The sequence below is a fragment of the Niastella sp. sgz303648 genome, assembly GCF_059587045.1.
Genome location: NZ_JCAPSW010000010.1, coordinates 162,248 through 182,594, shown reverse-complemented (window position 1 = coordinate 182,594; position 20,347 = coordinate 162,248). Strand labels below are relative to the sequence as shown.

The window sequence follows — 20,347 nt, the reverse complement described above, 5'->3', positions numbered from 1 at the left end:
TCTGAACTTCCTATGATTTCGCAGCTTATTAAGATGGCTATTTAATCTAAGGAAAGAAGAAACATTGATCCCCCTCCAAGAATGAATACCCATGCAATAATTTTAAGGCATCCCTCTCCACCACGTGTAGTAAGAGAATCTTCATAAGAGTTAAATACCTCCATGCCTGTTATAGTCCTTCGATTAAATCTTTTCTTATTGATTGTAAATATGATAATTATACCAAAGATAAACATGATAGCTCCCAGAATTCTCATAGATTGTTTGTCGAGCATATTTAGATAATTTTAGACTAATATATTTTTAAATAATTGCTTGAACCCATAGCTTTCAAAAGTACAATAACGTACCTTTGAGTACCATCAAGTTTTCGATTAATAAATATGGTAAAGACCAAAAGGCCACTTGTTTGTGGCCTTTTTCTTTACCGGGGTTACAGAGTCACCACTATACTTCGCTATATTCCCATTTTAGTGTGACCCATGGGCTATTCGGATGGGTTAGTAACAAATGCATACCAGCGAGCAGTTGTTTAAAAATTTCCTCATCTATTCCTCTCCAAAAGTAACGTGCAAACTGGTAGGATATCGATAACTGTCTCCACGAGTTATAAGTTTTCCGGATCGGCCCAACACTGCTCATAATAAACTCCAGGGCTTCCTCCCTCGAAAAATAACCTGCATCATAACATCCACGTGATAGGTTGATAATTCGGGCAAAATCCCAAATCAGCATGTTGGGTATGGTATCTGTATCAAACAGATTAAATTGTTTAAATACATCTAAACCATGCCGCAAATTTCGTAAACGATGAAGCGCTATCACCTCTTCATTTGTATCTTTAACAATATGTTCCCAAAGAAATTCTTTGGTTTCCTCAATGGAAACTATATTCATTGCCTGCCAAAAGATATCAAATTGTATTCGATGGCCTTCCTTAAATAACCAGGTAATTGTCTCCAACGCCTTGCTCTTACTTCCAATTTCCCAAAAATTTGAAAGTAATCCTAGACATTCGTGTCTTTGAAGACCAGTGGAAAGCTCATTGAGATATTGACCATTCGCAAATGCAACATCTGCACCACAAGCAATGGCCCACTGTTGCTGACGTGTAAGTGTACTTTCAGGATTGAGTAAAATAGTAGCTTGTGACGTTACTTCCATATGACGAAGGAAGTCACCTATCATTTCATCGCTGAAGCCGTGAGCCTTCAGCGATTGAATGTATTTGTCAATATCCTGAAAATTCATGGTATTTGATTATAATATTATAAAGAATGCTTATTGCAAATAGCGGGAGCCAAGTTCACATCGAAACTCAGTTTATCATCTGGTCCGATAATTCTAGAAGGGTACTTAACGCTTACATGTTCTGCAACGACATCATCAAAATTTTTCTCTTTCTTAATTATATAGATCCTGTCCATTCGGGAACCTTCTTCAATTGTTCAACTTCATCAAGGGTGAACATAAAATCAAAAGGTTTAGCACCCCCAGATACTTCAAGTATTACTTCAGAAACTTCCACCCAGTTCCCATTTGAATATAACTTACTGATCATCTTTGAAGAAGAAGGGTCTTTGGTGCCCATAGCACTAATAGTTGAACCACCCCCTTTAACATAATCAAAACAAGTTTATGCTTTTTCATAATTAGGTTTTTTAATGTTTTATCAGGACAAACTTAGGTCCTGCCTTTATCGTAAAATCCCCAAATGCCGAAACGCATATACCTTTTTGAAATCCGTCAGGCTTTCGGGCATATTCGTTAATAAATATGGGGACGGACCACCAACATTCCTATTGATTTATGCCGCTGTTTGTGTTTGTAATTTATTTTTACGTCTTTTTTCAAATGGAATAATTAACTCCACAGTAAGGCCTTGACCTAATTTTGCCGTTTTTTTATCAATTATCTGAAGTTTTGCTGGCCTATGAAACCGCTTCCCTAAAATATTCAATCGTTCCTGGGTGATTATTATCGCCATTGATCGAGTGGTCTTATTAGTTGAGATGTCTTTAAGACCAACTCCATTATCATCGATGGTAACTCGTAATGCATGTGTTTTACAAATAATACAAACAGAAATAAATCCTTTGTAGTCTGATGAAGGAAATCCATGTAAAATAGCATTTTCAACGAAGGGCTGTATTAGCATTGGTGGAATGGAAATATCATATTCTATCGGTTCCCCGAGTACTTCAATTCTATATTCAAAATTTTCAAGGTTCATTTCTTGCAATCTTAAAAAGCTATCCAGGGCTGAAACTTCATCTTTAAGTGACGCATAACTGTATCCTGCATTTTCTAAACTTAGCCGTAATAATCGTGAAAATTGAGTAAGATATTGCGAAGATTTCTCATAAAGTCTATCTCTGATAAAACTTTGCAAAACACTTAAAAGGTTGAAAAGAAAATGAGGCTCCATGCGTGTCCGTAACAATTGCTGGCGTAATTCGATTTCTCTTACTTGCATTTGTAATTTCCGACGCCTCCACATAAGAAAAACAATAATACCGATCAACAGTCCAGAGGTAATCAAAGTAAAAATTATAATACGCTGCTGCCTGTTACTTCTGTTACTAACTTTATTTGCAAATGCAAGTGATTTTATTTCGTCATCTTTAGACTTGACTTTATATTTTGTTTCCAATTCTCTTTCACGCAATAATATGGAAGAATCCACCTCAATGCCATAATAATTATAGGCTGAATCCAAAGAGGCATATGCATCTTCGTTCCTGGATTGTAATTTTAGATTCAAGGCCTTAGCATGCCATATCCTTTTGATAAGTTGCCAATCTCTTGCAGGAACTGCTAATGTTAAAGCTGTATCAAGGTTTTTAATCGCATTTTCATATTTTTTTAAGTGGTGGTAAGTAGCAGCAAGATTAAAATATGATAGAGCATCCATTTGACCCATTTCCTTGTTTATGGCAGTAGCTTTTAATTGATAATACAATCCTTCATTGTACCGTTCTTTATTTGTCAGGAGTATTCCAAGATTCTCGAATTTTACAGCGTTGAAATAAGGACTGGAAAAACTTGTATCATTTTCCATTGCCTTAAAAAACACAATGGCAGAATCGGTTTGTCCTATATCGGCATAATAACGACTAATGTTATTTGCGAACACTGTTTTATGAGTAGGCTGCTTACTGTATTTAAGCCCTTCAAATAAATACAACCGTTGCATAGAAAGATCACCAATCCTGGAATAAATTTCATACAGACGCAGACAAATGAGCGGAAGCCCTAAAGTGTCCACTTTCTTTGCCATGTAATATGCTTCCCGTGCGTATTTCAAAGCAGAATCGTTTAAGTTTTGTTCTTTCAAAACATCTGCTAATTGAATTTGTGCCGCAATAACCTCTCTATTTGAAGTGTCTTGTTCAAGAGCCAGTTTCAAAGCTTTTTTCCCATAATAAGTGGCGCTATCAAAACTTTCCTTCATCGTTTTTTCTACCGTTTTTAAACGAAGCCAAGCGCCTGTTAGACGGTAATTGTCTATTTCTTCAACGGTTCCTCTTAAACTATCCAGCACAACTCCTGCTTTTTCTTGCTGACGATTGTGGAAATATGGATTAACGCGTTGTTTTAATAGCGTTATTAATGAATCTACATTTTCCGAAGAATGATTATAATCATTTTTGGACTGTTTGCAATACGCAAAAATGAAAGCTAACAATAGGAGCCGATACATTGGAAAAGTATTATAATAGATTATTGAAATAGCGATTAACTATATCTCTACGACGCAAGGCAACAGGAATCTCTGTTCCATCTTTTAAAATCAGATAACCGTCTTTTCTATACCGTTCTATATAACTGTTATTGACTATATACGATTGATGGGGTCGTAAAAACTGGCTTGCAGGTAGATTGTCCTCGTATTCTTTCAAGTGGTGTGACGAAACAATTTTTTTACCCCCATTCAAAAAAAAGGTAGTATAACCATCCACACTATGACAATAAAGGATATTATTTAAATCGACGATTTCCCAAAAATCATAGGACCGAAGTACAATCTTTTGCTGATCGTCGTTTTTCTTTAATGACTCGAACGCCAACTTAAGGTCATCAATTGAAAGAGGAGTTGTGTTTAATGCTTTTTTTAGTGCATCTCTTAATTCCCCTGGATCAATTGGTTTCAATAGGTAGTCAATAGCATTCGCTTTTATCGCCTTTATAGCATGTTCAGCATGCGCCGTAAGAAAAATAACCTTTAATGACAAATTGCTAATCTTATCCAGGATATCAAACCCAGTTCCGTCTCCTAAATTAATATCCAATAATAAAATGTCAGGCGTTCTAGATCTAATCATTTTTATAGCCTCCTGAACAGTTCCACAAGACCCCATAACAATAAAGCCCGGTTGCTGACCAACCAACAATTCAAGATCTTTTCGAATTGCCAACTGATCCTCAACGATTAGAACCTCGGTAGGTGAGGGATGATTCATGGTCCGGGGGTTTAATTGATTTAATAGATATTCGCTCCATATGTATCGATTACGTATGGTGGAGGTGTTACCCTTCAAATCTGATTCCGGTAAAACGTTTATTTTTTTCCCTTTTGCGAATCTGGAGTTATATCAGGCAAATATTGACTAGCCTATAAAGAGATGCATATCTTAGGTAAATTGAATAAGCTTTAAATACAATATCCGAAATTAAAAAATGATCCTTTATTAAATATATTGATTTTAAGAAATGTTTAAGAATTTTAAACATATCAATATATATATAATGTGAAACTAATTGCCATAGAATATATACTCCTAAACTTCCTGCTTGAGCTATTGTAAGAAAATTAAAACACCTTACCATCATGACTACGGCAGCTAAAAAGAATTCCCGCCCTTTTGGGAAATCCTGCTGGAAGAATTAACTGAGAAATTGGCCACCATCCAGCAGGAAAAGCCTGTTATTTCGCTCGGCCAGGCATTACAAGCCATGCAGGCTTGCAGGGAATCTATGAACATTCTTCAGGAGTATGTAATACAAAATAGTTTTTCCAGCCAATCCGAAGAAATTACTTTCTTCAAAGTAATTAAACCCAAATTTTATAGCCTTTTAATTTTTTATCACCGACTATACAACATAGACGTAAGCCGGCCTATTGGAAGTGAAGAGGGTATTAAAATCTACCTTCAAAACCAACTTGACCAAATCCTTCGTTTTTTTGAAGAAAACAGATTCTGGTACCAATACCACCGTGCCGGTGAAACTTATCTTGACGAAAAATTGTTTTTGCGAAACAGACAACAACCCCCGCTTTCCTTTCGCATCTATGACATTAACGCACATCCATCATTTTCCACAGGCTTCGAATATATATTTTCACGTATAATAGCTAATGAACTGTTGGTAGGTTACATCCAAAAAAGCCTTCTTTCAGGGCAAGATGACAAACACGGATTAAATTTTATTTCATCACAACCTCAACCTCTTACCTGGACAGATCCAAAAAGTGCTCTTATTGAATTCGCTTATGCAGCCAAAGCAAAGGGCATTTTTAATAACGGCAAAGCTACCCTTAAAGAAATCACCGATTACCTCCAATTTGTATTTAATATACAACTGACAAACCCAACCCGCGACTTCCAGGAAATTCTACGTCGTAAAACCGGTTACACCAACTTTCTTGATAGTCTCCGCGAAAGCTACCTGAAATATATTGATCAACTAGAAAACAAGGATCACAGGTAATCATTTTATTCCTTCTCCAAAATAATTTTCCCGAGCCTCGGGTCACACTCTGATAACCCGCCTTCCAGCATAGCCATATTTGCATAGTAAAGGTTCACAAAACTTATTTTTTAACCATAAAATCTAGCATCATGTTTACTGATATAACTTCTATCTTTCTACTGTTTGTATTAGTTATAGTCGCGGTTTGTGGCATATTTTCATTTAGTAAAAAGAAAATAAGTCCCACTTTATTTAAATCTAAAAACAGCCCCTCGCTGCAATTCAGCCAACCAGCCTCCGGTTATCCTCCTGCCCTAATTGACCGGCCAATCCTTGATCAGGATGAACATGCAACCATTACCAAAGAAAAAGGCTATTCTGAAGATCCTAAAATGGAAATCATCGAGGATGAAGAAACCGCTTTACTGAAAGCTGCTGAAATTATTGTAGAAAAAGTGCAAGATACTGTCAACAGTCTTGCTTCCACCTCTCCAAATGCAAACGATGTATTTACGAGAATCAAATCCATTGTCAGCCAGTACAGGATTTTCGATGGTACCGAATATTTTGACGCGATTAATAGTTTCATTTCCGTAACAGTGGAAAGAGACTGCAATATTAGGTTCACAAAGGATCAACTCCTGCAACTCTGGGTATGATAACTAACGGAAACAAATATCAATAAGTGCCGATAAGCGGCTATTTCATCCCTCATTTACTCAATTAAAATAACGGTTATGTACAGAATAAACCGAAAGGGGAAAGTATGCCCCTCCAGGAAAGCTATTGTGTTTCTGATTTTACTCATGGTTGTAACCACCGTAATCGCCCAGGATGGTGAAGCCGGGATTCAGAAAGCGACGGATATGGTAAAATTATACTTCGCCAAAGCGCAATTATTACTCTACGCGATAGGAGGCGTCGTAGGAATCGTTGGAGCAGTCAAGGTTTATAACAAGTGGTCGCACGGTGACCCAGACACGAACAAAACTGCGGCCGCGTGGTTTGGTGCTTGTATTTTTTTAGTTGTCGTTGCGACAGTTTTAAAAGTCTTCTTTGGATTGCAATAGCCATCCTTTCTCCTTACAGCAGGCTATTCAAAAACTTCATTAATGCATAAACCCTCCGTCACCCGGCAAAAAACGATGTATACACAGCGGGCCGGGTTGACGTGAGGACTAAAATACTACTCTAACATGGCTATAGTATATGAAATAAATAAAGGAGTCAACCGCTCCCTGGAGTTTAAAGGAATCAAAGCGCAATACATTATTTACCTCGCCGTGGGCATGGTAAGTCTGCTTCTTTTGTTTGCCATCCTTTTCATCGCCGGAGTTAACACCTATGCCTGCATGTTCATCATTCTACCCGCAGGAGCCGGCTTATACTTCACCGTACAACACATTAGTCATAAACATGGTGAACATGGCCTTATGAAAAAAGCAGCCCGACGCAATTTACCGGCTTGCGTCCAGTCGAGAACAAGAAAAGTATTCACACAGCTAAATCAACAATCTCATGAGGAAAATAAGAAAACTAGAGGATATACTACCAGTATATAAAGTAGAAAATGATTGTATCGTTTCCAAGCAAGGAGATATCACCGTTGCATTCAGACTTGAACTTCCGGAAATTTTTACCCTTGCCATCAGTGATTTTGAAGCCTTACACCAGGCTTGGATAAAGGCAATCCGTGTATTGCCACTTCATACCGTTGTACATAAGCAAGACTGGTTTACAGAAAGTAATTACCAGGCTGATTTCTCAAATACTGAACAAAGTTTTTTATCACAGGCAAGTGAACGCTTTTTTAATGAGCGTCCTTATCTCACGCACGAATGCTATCTGTTTTTGACCAAAAAGCCTACAGGCCGTAAATTAACCAACTCGCTTTTTTCAAATCTGATTAGGCCAACTCTGGTTCCGCAAACTTCGCTTGACAATAAACTGATCGAAGGGTTCATGGATAAAGTGGGGCAGTTTTGCAAAATTCTTGAAGATTCGGGTTATATTCAATTACACCGCATAACCGATGCGGATCTGGTAAGCACAGATGACAGACCGGGGCTAATCGAAAAATACTGCTACCTCCTTCAACCAGGACAACCACCGGTTATCCGTGACCTGGGCATCGGTGAAGAAATTAAGATAGGTGATCTTCATTGCAGCCTATTCACACTGGCAGATGTAGAAAACCTTCCCTCGCTATGTGGTCCCCGAATTAATTACGATCGATATAGCACCGATAAAACGAAATTCAGCGTGGCCTTTGCGGCGCCACTAAGTCAGCTATTACACTGCAATCATCTTTACAATCAGTATATAGTGATCGATGATGCGCAGATCACACTGAAAAAACTGGAAAGCAAACGGCTTCGTCTCCAATCATTAAGTGCATACTCCCGTGAAAATTCAATTGGGCGTGAAGCTGTCAATAGTTTTTTAAATGAAGCAATCTCCAGCCAACGCTTACCAGTAAAGGCGCATTTTAATATTTTAACATGGACGCCTGATAAAGACCGCTCCAAAGATATCCGCAATACCGTATCCGCTGCACTGGCGCAGATGGATGCGCGTACCAAACTTGAAACAACCGGCGCCGCCCAAATTTTTTGGGCAGGCTTGCCGGGAAATGCTTCTGACCTTCCAGGTAATGAACTCTTTGATACATTTTGCGAACAAGCTACTTGTTTCCTCAACATGGAAACAAACTACCGCAGTTCCTTATCGCCCATCGGTTTACGACTAAGTGAACGAATTAATGGGTTACCCGTGCACGTGGACATTTCGGACGAACCTATATTAAAAGGCGTATGTACCAATCGCAACAAATTTATTTTGGGCCCCAGCGGTAGCGGTAAATCTTTTTTTACCAACCACATGATGCGCAGTTACCTGGAACGTGGTGCTCATTGCGTAATTGTGGATGTTGGCCATAGCTACAAAGGACTCTGCGAACTTGTAAACGGCTATTATTTTACCTATTCAGAAAAAGATCCTATCCGATTTAATCCTTTCTACCTGGGCGATGAAGATCTCGATACTGAACGAAAAGAAAGCATCAAAACACTCTTACTGGCATTATGGAAAAAGGATGATGAAAGTTTCAGCCGCAGTGAATACGTATCGCTTTCTAATGCTTTGCAGGCATATTTTGATTACCTAAAAACAAATACCTCGGTATTCCCCTGTTTCAACACATTCTACGACTATTTGAAAGATACCTTCCTGCTGGAATTACGTAACCAGGGGATCAAAGAAAAAGACTTTGATATTGACAATTTTCTCTATGTCCTCCAGCCGTACTATTGCGGCGGCGAATTCGATTACCTTCTTAACTCAAAGCAAAATCTTGATCTTTTATCTCAACCATTCATTGTCTTTGAGCTTGATAACATAAAGGATCACCCGATATTATTCCCAACCGTCACGATCATCATTATGGAAACCTTTATAACCAAGATGCGAAAGCTCAAAGGCATCCGTAAAATTATCTTAATTGAAGAAGCTTGGAAATCAATCATGCGGCAGGGTATGGCAGAATATATAAAATATCTCTTTAAGACCGTACGCAAACACTTTGGCGAAGCAGCAGTGGTTACCCAGGAAGTAGATGACATTATCAGCTCACCGATTGTAAAAGATGCGATTATAAATAATAGTGATTGCAAAATTTTACTTGATCAAACCAAGTACATAAATAAGTTCCAACATATACAGGAATTGCTTGGCCTCACAGAAAAAGAAAAGACACTGATTCTTTCCATGAACAAGGCCAATGATCCCATGCGAAAATACAAAGAAGTATTCATCAGTTTGGGAAGTCTCCTGAGTAAAGTATACCGAACCGAAGTTTCATTGGAAGAATACCTGTGTTATACAACCGAAGAAAAGGAAAAAATTAAAGTACAGGCTTACGCTGAAAAATATGGCAGTATAAAAAAAGGAATTGCCATGCTTGCAAACCACCTCCGTAATCAAAATGCTGCATAAACCTTTAAAGGTTATTCTATGAATAAAATAAAAAAAGCTTTTATCATCATTGTTCTCTGCTTTGGTTATTTAATCATGCCTACACGAGGTGAAGCGCAAGTAATAGATATTATCAAAGAAGCAATAATAAAAGCTATAAAGGCCATCGATCTTCAGGTGCAACGTCTACAAAATGCTACGATTGAATTGCAAAATGTCCAAAAGCAAATCGAAAATACCCTTTCAAAGTTAAAGCTGCAGGAAATTGCTGATTGGACAGAAAAGCAAAAAGCGATTTACCAGGAGTATTTCGATGAATTGTGGAAAGTAAAGTCTCTTATCGCCTACTACAGTCGTATCACAGGGATCATTAACAAACAAAAACAATTGGTCACCGAGTATAAAAGAGCCTTCGCACTTGTGAAGCAGGATAAGCATTTCTCAGATGAAGAAATTGACTACATCTATTCAGTGTATTCAGGGATTATTGAAAAAAGTATTGCAAGCATTGACCATATTTTCCTGCTTGTTCAATCTTTTACTGTGCAAATGTCGGACGCCGAACGCCTGACACTGCTGAACAGGTCTGCCGATGAAATTGAAACCTATATACGCGACTTGCGAACATTTACCAACCAAAACATACAACTCAGCCTTCAACGTGCCAAAGACCTACAGGATATCAACACCGTAAAAGAACTGTATGGAATAAACGAGTAACCTCCATTCATCAATAAACTAATAAAGCATATCATGAGTGATTTCTTAACAAAACTGGAAAATCACCGCGAGTTATTGCAGGAGCGCGGTTATGATGAAGTCGGACTTGGTTCCCCGGATGAACCTGGTCATTTTATGAAACGACTTGAATACCTTTTTTCCAGCTGCGTCGCAGAATCAAGACTACACAGTAAAACCGAAAAGGATTTTTTTATCGACGCATACGGTTTTTTCAATAACGATATGGACCTGGTGGCATTCACATTCCATTACGTGTTTGATCCGGCGAATAAAGACATTGAACTAAAGAGCTTCATAGCACGCATGGACGGAATAAAACGTCCCTTTTTGCTTGATCGAAATATGTATGATCTCCCAAAAGCCACCCGAGTTCATCAGATTCTCTGCGATGAACGCCAGCTCCGAACAGCAAGAGAAATTATAAATCATGAGCCGAAAAGCAAGAATCAATTAAAAATCTAATCATGACAGACCTTATTAAAAAACTATTTATACTTTTTTGCTGTACCTGGTCTTCGCAGGTTGTAAATGCTCAAGATCAAAAAAAGGAAATGCTTGTTCAAATAGCCAAGCTTCAGGTCTATATCGGGTATCTTATAAAAGGTTATAATATAGTTCAGGATGGATTAAACCTAGTATCCGATATCAAAAACGGCGACTTTCATCTTCACCAGTTTTTTTTCGACCGTCTAAAACAGGTCAATCCAAAAGTGAAACAGTATGGCAAAGTAGCTGATATGATATCTATGCAAATCAGAATGCTAGCTGCCTATAAAGATAATTATAAGCAGTTCAAGCAATCCGGTTCATTTACACCAGAAGAAATTGACTACCTGTTCCAAACTCTCAGTAACCTTCTTGATCTCGCCCTTGCTGATGTCAATGATCTCACCACCGTTCTCACCAATGGAGAATTGGAAATGTCCGATGATGAACGTATCAATCGAATCGACGAATTATGGAATGACATGAGCCTGAAATACCAACACCTTTTTTCTTTTCTCGATGAGATGAAATCACTCTCGCAACAGCGCACCCACGAACTGCGAGACATTCAAACATTAAAAAACATGTATGCACCATGAGACTTATTATAACCATCATATTATTCACTTTTTCACTCTTTTCTTTTAAGTCAGTGAAAGCTCAGTCAGAAGAATTACAGCAATTGATGCTTGATCTTGAAAAGCTAAATCAATTTCGTGCAATTCTAACAAATATGTACAAAGGATACCAGATACTTACCAAAGGTTATAATAACATAAAAAACCTGGCTGAAGGTAATTTCAATCTTCACAAAGTATTTCTTGATGGCTTGCTTCAAGCCAGTCCTACTGTAAAAAAGTATAAACGTGTTGCCGACATTATCTCTTTGCAGCTTGAACTTGTAAAAGAATATAAAGAAGCCTTCAGGCAATTTTCTTCTGCTAATATTTTGAATGCTGACGATCTACAATACCTCCAGGATGTATACCAAAATTTAGTTGACCGCACTTTAAAAAACCTCGACGAGCTTTTAATGATCATCACTTCTGGTCAACTCCGAATGAACGATGCCGAACGACTGAACGCTATTGATCGCATTTATGCCGACATGCAAGATAAGCTTCAATTCTTGCGGTATTTCAATGATAAAACAACCCTGGTCATCGTACAAAAGAAAAAAGGACTACAAGATGTTGACGATTTATCACGCCTATTTGGCATAAAACAATAGTTATGAAAAATAAAGCCTTATATAGAAGCGGTTTTGTGGCATTGCTCATCTGGCTCCTGCCTTCCGCCTCAAAAGCTCAAACATCCGGCAGTGGTGTACAGCGCCTGCACACTGTACTGGAAAATTTGTATAAAGAAATGGTTCCTCTTTGTGCACCATTGATAGACATGGCCCGTGCTATCGCAGGATTTGGCGCCCTGTTTTATATCGCTTATCGTGTATGGAAACATATTGCAAACGCTGAAGCTATTGATTTTTTTCCTTTGCTCCGTCCATTTTGTATTGCACTGGTCATAACTTTTTACCCAACAGTTTTGGGTGTTATGAATGGAATTTTAAAACCAATGACTACTACTACCAGTGAAATGGTAAAGGATTCTAACAAGGGCGTTGAGCGCCTACTCGCAACCCGGGCAAAAAATATTGTTGGTAGTAATGAATGGGAAGGTCTTTTTGGTGGTCTTGGTTATAATGATAATAAAGATTGGTATAAATACCAGCAGCCTGATGCGGATAACCAGCAAAATGAACTAACACCTGGCAGAGCCTTCAAGTTTTCTTTGAGCATTCTATCGAACACCGTTTTTTTCCTTGTAAAAATACTGCTCTCCTATTTTTTGCAAATACTCTACTATGCCGCTGCATTGTGCATTGATGCAATGCGGACATTTCATTTACTTATCCTTGCAATTTTGGGTCCACTTGTTTTATGCCTCGCTGCCTATGACGGTTTCCAACATATCCTTCCGGTCTGGATCGGCAGGTACATAAATATTTATCTATGGCTTCCTATCGCCAACGTAATGGGCACCATGCTTGGGAAAATCCAGCAAGGCATGCTAAAACTCGATATCAACCAAACAAACTCAGGTGATTTAATAGGTTTTGGACCAACGGATATAGCTTATCTGATTTTCCTGGTAGTAGCCATACTCGGATATTTCTCTATTCCCAGCATTGCCAATTATGTCATTCATGCCAGCGGTGCCAACGCACTTATGAGTAAAACAAACCGCATGGTTGCTGCTGGAAAATCTTTAATGATATCAGCTATGACTAGTGGGGCAGGCGGTGGATCGGGTGGAGGTGGCAGTATGAGCCGGGATATCCAAGGCAACGATAAATACATGTACCCAATGGCCGATGCTGCTAACTCCGAACCTTATATGAAAGATAGTTATCAGCAAAACAAACTTTCAGGCAAATCTTAGATCAATTCTAATTCCCATGTTCAAACAACTCAAAAATATCGACTCAGCATTTAAACATATCCGCATTTTCTCTATTGCTTTTCTGTTATCTAATTGTGTGATATGTTGCTATGTGCTTTGTATCCTTTACAAGGATAACCAGGCCAATCGAAACCGGATATATCTTCTGGCCAATGACAAACTTCTAGATGCCATTGCGGTTGACAGGAGTACCAAACTTGGCGTCGAAGTTCGCGATCATGTAAAGATGTTTCATTTCTATTTCTACAGTTTAGAACCAGACGATGCAGTTATAACACGGAATATAACAAAAGCTCTTTACCTGGCCGATTCGAAGGCTAAATCAGAATATGAAAATCTCAAAGAGAAAGGTTATTACTCCGCTATGATTTCTGCCAACACTAGCCAACAAGTTGAAGAACCTGACAGCATAGTGGTAAACATCAATCAATCTCCCTGGTACTTCCGGTATTATGGTAAATTAAAAATTGTGCGGCCTACCACTATTGCTACCCGCTCGTTGATAACCGAAGGTTATCTCCGTGTAACAGATTTTAGTGACAACAACCCCCACGGTTTTCTCATCGAACGTTGGAGTGTAATAGAAAACAAGGATCTCACAATCGAAAAACGATAAGTATGCTAAATCTATTTCGAAAAAGAAAAACTGAAAAGCAATATCCACACTTAGATAAGCCGGCTGCTTTTTTTGCCAGAAACATCATTCGATCGCAGACCAGTATCGCCAGTTGGCTCAGCAAGTATGAACAGCGGATGACCATACCTCAAAAAAAGATTGCCCTGGTACTTTTTTGTATAAGCATGAGTATACTTGCCGGCACTTTGTTATATCGTGCTGTTACCGGTTATAGCTCTGCTTACTGGTTTGACCAGCCTTCTATTGTCATTCCCGAAACACATCCCCTACCGGATTCCGCCGTCCTGAATCAAATGAGTGTACACATGGATACTGTACCCAATGAAATAGATACCATTCACCGTTAAAAAAAATTATATGAAAAATGATAAATTAAAAAAAAGAAAAGGATTAATAGTTGTATCGCTGTTCATTTTAGCTGTCGCATTTGCTTCTGCCCTGATCATACTTCGGCAGATTCCACGGAAATCCGATGATAAAAGTGATTCCCTACAGGCTTTCAATACAAAACTTCCAGATGCAAACTTAAAAGAGTCGGGGCGCAATAAGCTTGAAATATACATGCAGGCAGAAAAAGATTCCGCAAAACTAAAGGAACTTCAACAAAAAGACGCCTCCGGTAAAAAATGGTTCGATCCTACGCCACCCCAAAATGATGACCAGGTTTTTGCTGATGAGTATCCTCCCAGGAATAGTACTATTCAACCTCACACAACAACAAAAAAATTTACTGATCCCAACGAACGCAAGGTTAACGACCGGCTTGAAAAATTATACGCCGCTATCAACACTAACGGTAAGGAACAATTAGTAAATGCAACCAAAAACACCTTGCCGGATATAAATAAATATGATAATAACATTGCACAGTTGGAAGCCCTGCTACAACAGGTACAGCGACCTTCAGGGGATACAAATGCTGAAATGAAGCAAATTGAATCTGTACTAGATAAAGTCCTTGCAATACAACATCCAGAACGATCGAGTAACCGGTTAAATAATAACGATCCCAGCCGCCCTGGTACATTCTATAGTGTATCTACTTCTGAAAATGTTACGTACGACGATTCTGTAATCCACCAGTTGCCCGGTAATTCCTTTTTTGGATTGCAGAACGAATCAGATATATCGCAATCAGAAGACTTGTCAACCATTTCAGCTGTTGTACATCAGGATCAACTTCTACAAAATGCTTCTATTATAAAACTTCGTTTGTTACAAGACATTTTTATCAAAGGCACACGCATACCTGCAGGCACTTTTCTTTTTGGCCAGTGCAGCCTTGGTGATCAGCGGCTGGAAATACGCTTTAATAGTATCGCTTATAATAATATTATTTATCCAATTCAGTTAACCGCTTTCGATACCGATGGTAACGAGGGAATCTACATTCCCGGGGCGATCGGTCGCGATGAAGCTAAAAATGGGGTCGACCGGGCTATTCAGCAAATGCAGCTGGCAACACTTAATCCCAGTATTGGCGCCCAGGCAGCCAGTGCTGGTATCCAAGCCGCTCAAAGTTTTCTTAGTAAAAAAGTCAAACGTGTGCAAGTTACTGTTAAAGCGGGTCACCGGGTTCTGCTTAAATCCCGTCAATCAGACTAATATCTCCTAATAATTAAATAATAAACAATGAAAAATATAATCGCATTATTATTAATATTCAACGTAGCATCTACCTGTACCATTGCTCAAAACATCGCAGCAAACCTCCCTATAACTACTTCAGTTATTCCTTATAAGCTGGAAGTTGGTTATAATACCACAACAGTCGTAATCTTTCCCGTGCCCCTTCTACCGGCAGCAGACCGGGGTAACCGTGAAATAATTATACAGCAGGAAAAACTGATCGATAACGTCCTTAAAATCAAGGCTGCAAAAATCGATTTTAAAGCTACCAATCTGCATGTTTACACAGTAGATGGTAAATTATACGTTTTCAATGTTACCTATACTGAATACCCTGGTTGTACAACGTTTAATCTCAGTAAACTATTACAGGACAGTACAACCTCTGCGCCGTTGCTGGTAGACAGTAAACTGGCCAAAGAATCCCATCTGAATGAAACAGCGCGCAAAGCAAGAGAGTCAAGACAATTTTTTTCCAAAGCCGCCCATGAATATGACATAAGACTACAATTGCGCACTATTCATACAACCAGCAATTGGCTAATATTTGGATTTAGCTTGGCCAATGCATCAAACATTAATTATGATATTGATTTTGTCCGTTTTTATACTCATGACAAAAAGCGGGTTAAACGTTCATCTATACAGGAACAGGAAATCCAGCCACTTTACATCGATCCCCTAACTACAATAGATGGCCAGCAACGCAACCGATTTGTCATCATTGTTCCAAAATTTGCCATTCCCGATAAAAAAGAGTTTCTGATTGAACTGTTTGAAAAAAATGGGGGCCGCCACCTTTCACTAAGAATCAAAAACAAACATTTACTTAAAGCAAAAACCTTGTAACCGGTATGCCAGTCCTGGATCATATCAATAACAACAACGGCCGTCTCAACCGGGTGTTCGATGCGCTACGTTTATATGCCGAACAGGAAGCACAATTCAAAACCTTCCACCCGGTTGGTGGCCATGATCTACATGCTACAGCATTAAAACTGCTGCATTATACTCATATAAAAAATACTTATGGCAAAAAGCCAAATAAGGACGAAAAACAATCCCTTCGATTTGTTCGCTCCGAAATTGCTAAACTAAAAGCCCGTCTGAATCCAACATTCCTAAACCGCATCTTTTATTCCCGTGTCGGCAAATATATCCGCAATTATATTATGGGAAGAAGGGAACTTTTCGCATATCACAGTAACCCCCTTTCGACTATACAGAAAACACTTATACAGGAAAATAACTTGCAATCTCTTAATGAAAGCTTAAAGAAAGCCGGTTTTAATTTCCAGATGGATGGAACCTTGAAAAAGATGATGGACCAGGGTTTTCCGCAATTTCATTTACCTTATGCAGATACCCAAAACAAAAACTCATATTTTGTTTTACATTTCAATAAACTTCCTGGTACCGACCAGTATTATTTTGAAAAGTTCGAAGCAGTAGCCCGGCCTACACTGGACTCACTATTAAACAAGGATACTACCTGTCAACGACATACCTTTTCTCAAGTCGGTAGTGGAGAACGATTTACTGCTTCGGAAGCAGACCGTTTTGTCAATGGGAAATTTGTTTGTAAAACAATACAAGGAAAAGATACCTGGTTATCTTTAAATCCAAGCAATGAACAATTACAATCTGTTTCATTTAACATCGAAAAAGCTCTTGCCAAACTTCCCCTTGCTATTAAAAAAGATTCTGCTCAGTATGATTCATTGTTGCAATCCCTAAAGAATGGCAAATCAAAAGAAGTCAAGCTTCTTATCAATGACATTCCTGTAAAATACACCCTGGAAGCAGCGCCAGATCGTAAAACAATTGATGTTTTGGATCGCAATGGACAATTGGTTGACACCAATAAACTTTTTTCCGGTCAGTCATCTCAGCTCGCCCGACAGATAATAGAAAAGCAAAACCAAATGGAAGAAATTATCGATATGGGACAGGGTCAAGGCTTAAAATACAGGTAAACAATCACTTAAAAATGTGGGGCGCACTGCGCCCCGCATCTTTTAAAGGCTTCACTCATGCAAATTGAAAAAACATTTATTGCTGACATAAAGGCTATTTTAAGCAAGGCGCGCACCCGCGCTTATGCCATTGCAAATTCTGAAATGATCGATGCCTACTGGTTAGTCGGTAAACGCATCTCCCAGCAGGAACTAAAGGGCGCGCGCAAAGCACAGTACGGCACTTTTATTATACGGGAACTATTGGCGGAAGAAATTGATAAGGAACGACAACGTATTTGTTCAAATAAATAATGTTTCATAGATATTGTTTTATTTATTGGAGCCTCATCGTCCTATTCGTTGACCCGGCTGCAGTTTCCCGCCTTCCGCTGCTACTCCTCACACCTGCCCACTGGCCCCTCGCTTCGTTGCGGGGTATCCGCTTCAGTCGGGGCTAGTCCCGGCTTTCAACTTCTGTCCAGCGCTTCTTCGCGGCTAAGGTACCCGGCATCAAAACTACCACGTCTTACGTTGATGATGCGGGCATAATCCCAGATCAACATTTCGGGCTGCGTATCTTTTCCTATTAGCCCATACTGGTGAAAACGCTCCAGGGCATCCCGTTTCAGGGCCACTTCTTCTTCCATTTGATTTTTCACAATATGCACGCAACCGGTTCTTCGTTTAACTTATGATAACTTAGTTTTCAATACATCGGCCACTTCTGCCTCCATTTTGTTCCATGAAGACACCAGTAACAAACGGGTAAGCACATTTCGGAAAAATATTCTTTCCAGGATCATGTTAGGAACAATACCATCTACATCTACTATATTCTTTTTTTCGTTCACAAACACACCTACCCCAATAATGCCTGATTTTTTTATCAATACACATTTTTTGGGAGCTGAGAAGTTGATAGACCAACGATCATGCACCAGTTCACAGGTGTATTTTCCGTCAAGTTTTGCTTTGATGAGGTCGTGCAATTCATTAATTGGGAGAACCGGAGAATTTTTAAGTTGTAATGTCAAAATATTAGGTTTTGCTTATTTACTGTTTCAAAGCTATACTTTACTAATACACGATTCGTTGAAAATTTCCTTGTGGTCGATGTCGATACATCTAATTGACTTAGTTAGGCAGGCAAACCGTGCCCCGAAAACGGCGGCACATCGTTGATTATGACCTTTTCCCACAGCGCAAACTTAGTACTCCGTAAAAAACAGAAAAACAGCCAATCCAAAAGCGACGGCTCTTTTTCAAAATCCGCCATATTGTTATCGAGATTCGTGTGATCTGGGACATCAGTTTGGCAGGAAGCTGCTGGCCTTGGGCAATAAAGATCAACGTCTACAATCATAACAAAAGACCCATTTAAGGAGGCGAGCAGGGTTGCATATCCCTTTCAAAAAAGTCTTACTGTTTAACGATGTAATTAACGATGTAACCATGTGGCTAAAGCGTGGACTCATATTATGCGTCACTGAAATAAATGGAGAATCACATCTTTTAAAAAATGAACAGATACAAAAAGGGCCGGCGAAGGTACCAGCCACCCCCGGATTTTGGCAGGGGAAACACAGCATCCCGGATTGCCCCCGGGCAATCCGGGATGCTGCCAACCCACTTGCCCCTCATTTGCCCCTGCCAAAATTCCGGGGACCCCCGGCTGTTATCGCCGGCCTTTCCTTTTTGCATCTGTTCATTTTTTTAATAAAAGAATGTTCAGAGACAAGGAAAATAAATTATAACAACATTATTCATTTTTTAATTCTCATTCTATGAATGATAACAAACCATTTCAGAGTGATACTCCAAGCACCTTTCAGATAATTTCTGATCACACAATCGCATTGTTAGAAAGAGGTATAATACCCTGGCAGCAACAATGGAACCCATACGGATTACCACGTAACGTTAGCACCAGTTATGTTTACACCGAATGGAATGCCATTTACCTTAACACCATTACACTTTCCAAACAATACAAAACGCCGCTGTTCCTGACCTTTGAACAAGCCACTGCAATGGGTGGTAATATACGGCGAGGAGAAATGGGTTATCCGATCGCTTTATGGAATAAAATTGACAATCAATACAAATCTATTGCCAACCAGTATGAAAAAGACAGAATCTATAATCGTTCCCGCATGATCTGTAATACTTACTGGGTCTTTAACATTGACCAAACGGAAAATATCGCTTTTGATATGCCCCAACGTACCGTGCAAAAAAAATTGTCTGAAAAAATCCACTCCTGCGAAAAACTTCTTGAAGGAATGGCCAATTGCTCACCGATCAGGTATAGTCATAAAAGAGCTGCCTATTCACCAGTGCTAGATTTTATACAAATACCCACTATGGATGAATTTGAAAGTGCCGATCATTACTATAGCCACCTGTTCCATGAACTGGCTTTCAGTACGGGCCATTTTAGCCGCCTCAATCGCAAGGATATAATGGATAATGAAGGCTATGGACACCCCTTTAGTACCAAAGAAAATCTTACAGCAGAATTCACTACCGCTATGCTTTGCGCCCTGACTAATATTATACGTCAACCCACTGATAACATTTTGTGCAATGCCGATAACTGTCTCAAACATATTCATGATGATAAAACGCTTATCTTAAAAGCATCGTCGCAAGCTAAAGCAGCCATAGACTACATATTATGTACCCAACCTACATATCACATTGTGAAATCCGATAACATATCTACAAGTATCGCCACCGCATAGAAACGTTTAAACACTCTATTATT

General features: G+C 39.0%; 24 protein-coding genes. 17 read left to right on the top strand and 7 right to left on the bottom strand.

Annotated elements, in window-relative coordinates; translation table 11 throughout:
* Nucleotides 1-447: 447 nt before the first annotated feature.
* From AC59IL_RS26650 to AC59IL_RS26635, 4 genes are all read right to left on the bottom strand, one after another.
* Complete coding sequence (locus tag AC59IL_RS26650; RefSeq protein WP_496555269.1) at nt 448-1,251, bottom strand: DUF1266 domain-containing protein; 804 nt, start codon at nt 1,249-1,251, stop codon at nt 448-450.
* A 157-nt stretch (nt 1,252-1,408) separates the two neighbouring features.
* Nucleotides 1,409-1,591: a hypothetical protein gene (locus AC59IL_RS26645; protein WP_496555268.1), complete on the bottom strand. Its 183-nt coding sequence runs from the start codon at nt 1,589-1,591 to the stop codon at nt 1,409-1,411.
* Nucleotides 1,592-1,807: 216 nt separating this feature from the next.
* Complete coding sequence (locus AC59IL_RS26640) at nt 1,808-3,703, bottom strand: histidine kinase (protein ID WP_496555267.1); 1,896 nt, start codon at nt 3,701-3,703, stop codon at nt 1,808-1,810.
* Between the two features lie 10 nt (nt 3,704-3,713).
* Nucleotides 3,714-4,463, bottom strand: a complete 750-nt coding sequence (locus AC59IL_RS26635; protein ID WP_496555266.1) for a LytR/AlgR family response regulator transcription factor — start codon at nt 4,461-4,463, stop codon at nt 3,714-3,716.
* A gap of 436 nt (nt 4,464-4,899) precedes the next feature.
* On the opposite strand from AC59IL_RS26635, the gene AC59IL_RS26630 reads away from it, so the two are divergent.
* The 16 genes from AC59IL_RS26630 (at nt 4,900) to AC59IL_RS26555 (ending at nt 17,892) form a co-directional block, all read left to right on the top strand.
* Nucleotides 4,900-5,712 carry an RteC domain-containing protein gene (locus AC59IL_RS26630; RefSeq protein WP_496555265.1) on the top strand — a complete coding sequence of 271 codons (813 nt, stop codon included), beginning with the start codon at nt 4,900-4,902 and terminating at the stop codon, nt 5,710-5,712.
* Nucleotides 5,713-5,843: 131 nt separating this feature from the next.
* Nucleotides 5,844-6,353: a hypothetical protein gene (locus AC59IL_RS26625; RefSeq protein ID WP_496555264.1), complete on the top strand. Its 510-nt coding sequence runs from the start codon at nt 5,844-5,846 to the stop codon at nt 6,351-6,353.
* Between the two features lie 78 nt (nt 6,354-6,431).
* Complete coding sequence (locus tag AC59IL_RS26620; RefSeq protein ID WP_496555263.1) at nt 6,432-6,764, top strand: DUF4134 domain-containing protein; 333 nt, start codon at nt 6,432-6,434, stop codon at nt 6,762-6,764.
* A 126-nt stretch (nt 6,765-6,890) separates the two neighbouring features.
* Complete coding sequence (locus tag AC59IL_RS26615) at nt 6,891-7,256, top strand: DUF4133 domain-containing protein (protein WP_496555262.1); 366 nt, start codon at nt 6,891-6,893, stop codon at nt 7,254-7,256.
* Complete coding sequence (locus AC59IL_RS26610; protein ID WP_496555261.1) at nt 7,213-9,687, top strand: TraG family conjugative transposon ATPase; 2,475 nt, start codon at nt 7,213-7,215, stop codon at nt 9,685-9,687. Before AC59IL_RS26615 ends, AC59IL_RS26610 begins: the two co-directional genes overlap by 44 nt.
* An 18-nt stretch (nt 9,688-9,705) precedes the next feature.
* Nucleotides 9,706-10,386 (top strand): conjugal transfer protein TraI, encoded by a 681-nt coding sequence (locus AC59IL_RS26605; RefSeq protein ID WP_496555260.1) that lies wholly within the window; start codon nt 9,706-9,708, stop codon nt 10,384-10,386.
* A 33-nt stretch (nt 10,387-10,419) separates the two neighbouring features.
* Nucleotides 10,420-10,869: a hypothetical protein gene (locus AC59IL_RS26600; protein WP_496555259.1), complete on the top strand. Its 450-nt coding sequence runs from the start codon at nt 10,420-10,422 to the stop codon at nt 10,867-10,869.
* A gap of 2 nt (nt 10,870-10,871) precedes the next feature.
* Complete coding sequence (locus AC59IL_RS26595; RefSeq protein WP_496555258.1) at nt 10,872-11,492, top strand: hypothetical protein; 621 nt, start codon at nt 10,872-10,874, stop codon at nt 11,490-11,492.
* Nucleotides 11,489-12,124, top strand: a complete 636-nt coding sequence (locus AC59IL_RS26590; protein ID WP_496555257.1) for a TerB family tellurite resistance protein — start codon at nt 11,489-11,491, stop codon at nt 12,122-12,124. Before AC59IL_RS26595 ends, AC59IL_RS26590 begins: the two co-directional genes overlap by 4 nt.
* Before the next feature lie 2 nt (nt 12,125-12,126).
* Nucleotides 12,127-13,335 carry a conjugative transposon protein TraJ gene (gene traJ / locus AC59IL_RS26585; RefSeq protein ID WP_496555256.1) on the top strand — a complete coding sequence of 403 codons (1,209 nt, stop codon included), beginning with the start codon at nt 12,127-12,129 and terminating at the stop codon, nt 13,333-13,335.
* A 16-nt stretch (nt 13,336-13,351) separates the two neighbouring features.
* Nucleotides 13,352-13,972, top strand: a complete 621-nt coding sequence (traK, locus tag AC59IL_RS26580; protein ID WP_496555255.1) for a conjugative transposon protein TraK — start codon at nt 13,352-13,354, stop codon at nt 13,970-13,972.
* 2 nt (nt 13,973-13,974) lie between these two features.
* Nucleotides 13,975-14,340, top strand: coding sequence for a hypothetical protein (locus AC59IL_RS26575; protein WP_496555254.1), 366 nt, complete (start codon nt 13,975-13,977; stop codon nt 14,338-14,340).
* A 10-nt stretch (nt 14,341-14,350) separates the two neighbouring features.
* Nucleotides 14,351-15,598, top strand: coding sequence for a conjugative transposon protein TraM (gene traM, locus AC59IL_RS26570; RefSeq protein WP_496555253.1), 1,248 nt, complete (start codon nt 14,351-14,353; stop codon nt 15,596-15,598).
* Between the two features lie 27 nt (nt 15,599-15,625).
* On the top strand, nt 15,626-16,471 hold the full coding sequence (gene traN, locus AC59IL_RS26565) for a conjugative transposon protein TraN (protein ID WP_496555252.1): 846 nt from the start codon (nt 15,626-15,628) through the stop codon (nt 16,469-16,471).
* A 5-nt stretch (nt 16,472-16,476) separates the two neighbouring features.
* A complete protein-coding gene (locus AC59IL_RS26560) occupies nt 16,477-17,598 on the top strand; it encodes a hypothetical protein (RefSeq protein WP_496555251.1) in 1,122 nt (373 codons plus the stop codon).
* Between the two features lie 57 nt (nt 17,599-17,655).
* The gene (locus AC59IL_RS26555) at nt 17,656-17,892 is read left to right on the top strand and encodes a DUF1016 N-terminal domain-containing protein (protein WP_496555250.1); all 237 of its coding nucleotides are present in this window, start codon (nt 17,656-17,658) and stop codon (nt 17,890-17,892) included.
* Between the two features lie 155 nt (nt 17,893-18,047).
* On the opposite strand, the gene AC59IL_RS26550 is transcribed toward AC59IL_RS26555, so the two are convergent.
* From AC59IL_RS26550 to AC59IL_RS26540, 3 genes are all read right to left on the bottom strand, one after another.
* A complete protein-coding gene (locus AC59IL_RS26550) occupies nt 18,048-18,239 on the bottom strand; it encodes a DUF1266 domain-containing protein (protein ID WP_496555249.1) in 192 nt (63 codons plus the stop codon).
* Between the two features lie 30 nt (nt 18,240-18,269).
* Nucleotides 18,270-18,614, bottom strand: coding sequence for a hypothetical protein (locus AC59IL_RS26545; protein WP_496555248.1), 345 nt, complete (start codon nt 18,612-18,614; stop codon nt 18,270-18,272).
* Nucleotides 18,615-18,718: 104 nt separating this feature from the next.
* Nucleotides 18,719-18,943: a hypothetical protein gene (locus tag AC59IL_RS26540; RefSeq protein WP_496555247.1), complete on the bottom strand. Its 225-nt coding sequence runs from the start codon at nt 18,941-18,943 to the stop codon at nt 18,719-18,721.
* 421 nt (nt 18,944-19,364) lie between these two features.
* On the opposite strand from AC59IL_RS26540, the gene AC59IL_RS26535 reads away from it, so the two are divergent.
* On the top strand, nt 19,365-20,324 hold the full coding sequence (locus tag AC59IL_RS26535; protein WP_496555246.1) for an ArdC family protein: 960 nt from the start codon (nt 19,365-19,367) through the stop codon (nt 20,322-20,324).
* Nucleotides 20,325-20,347: the final 23 nt, after the last annotated feature.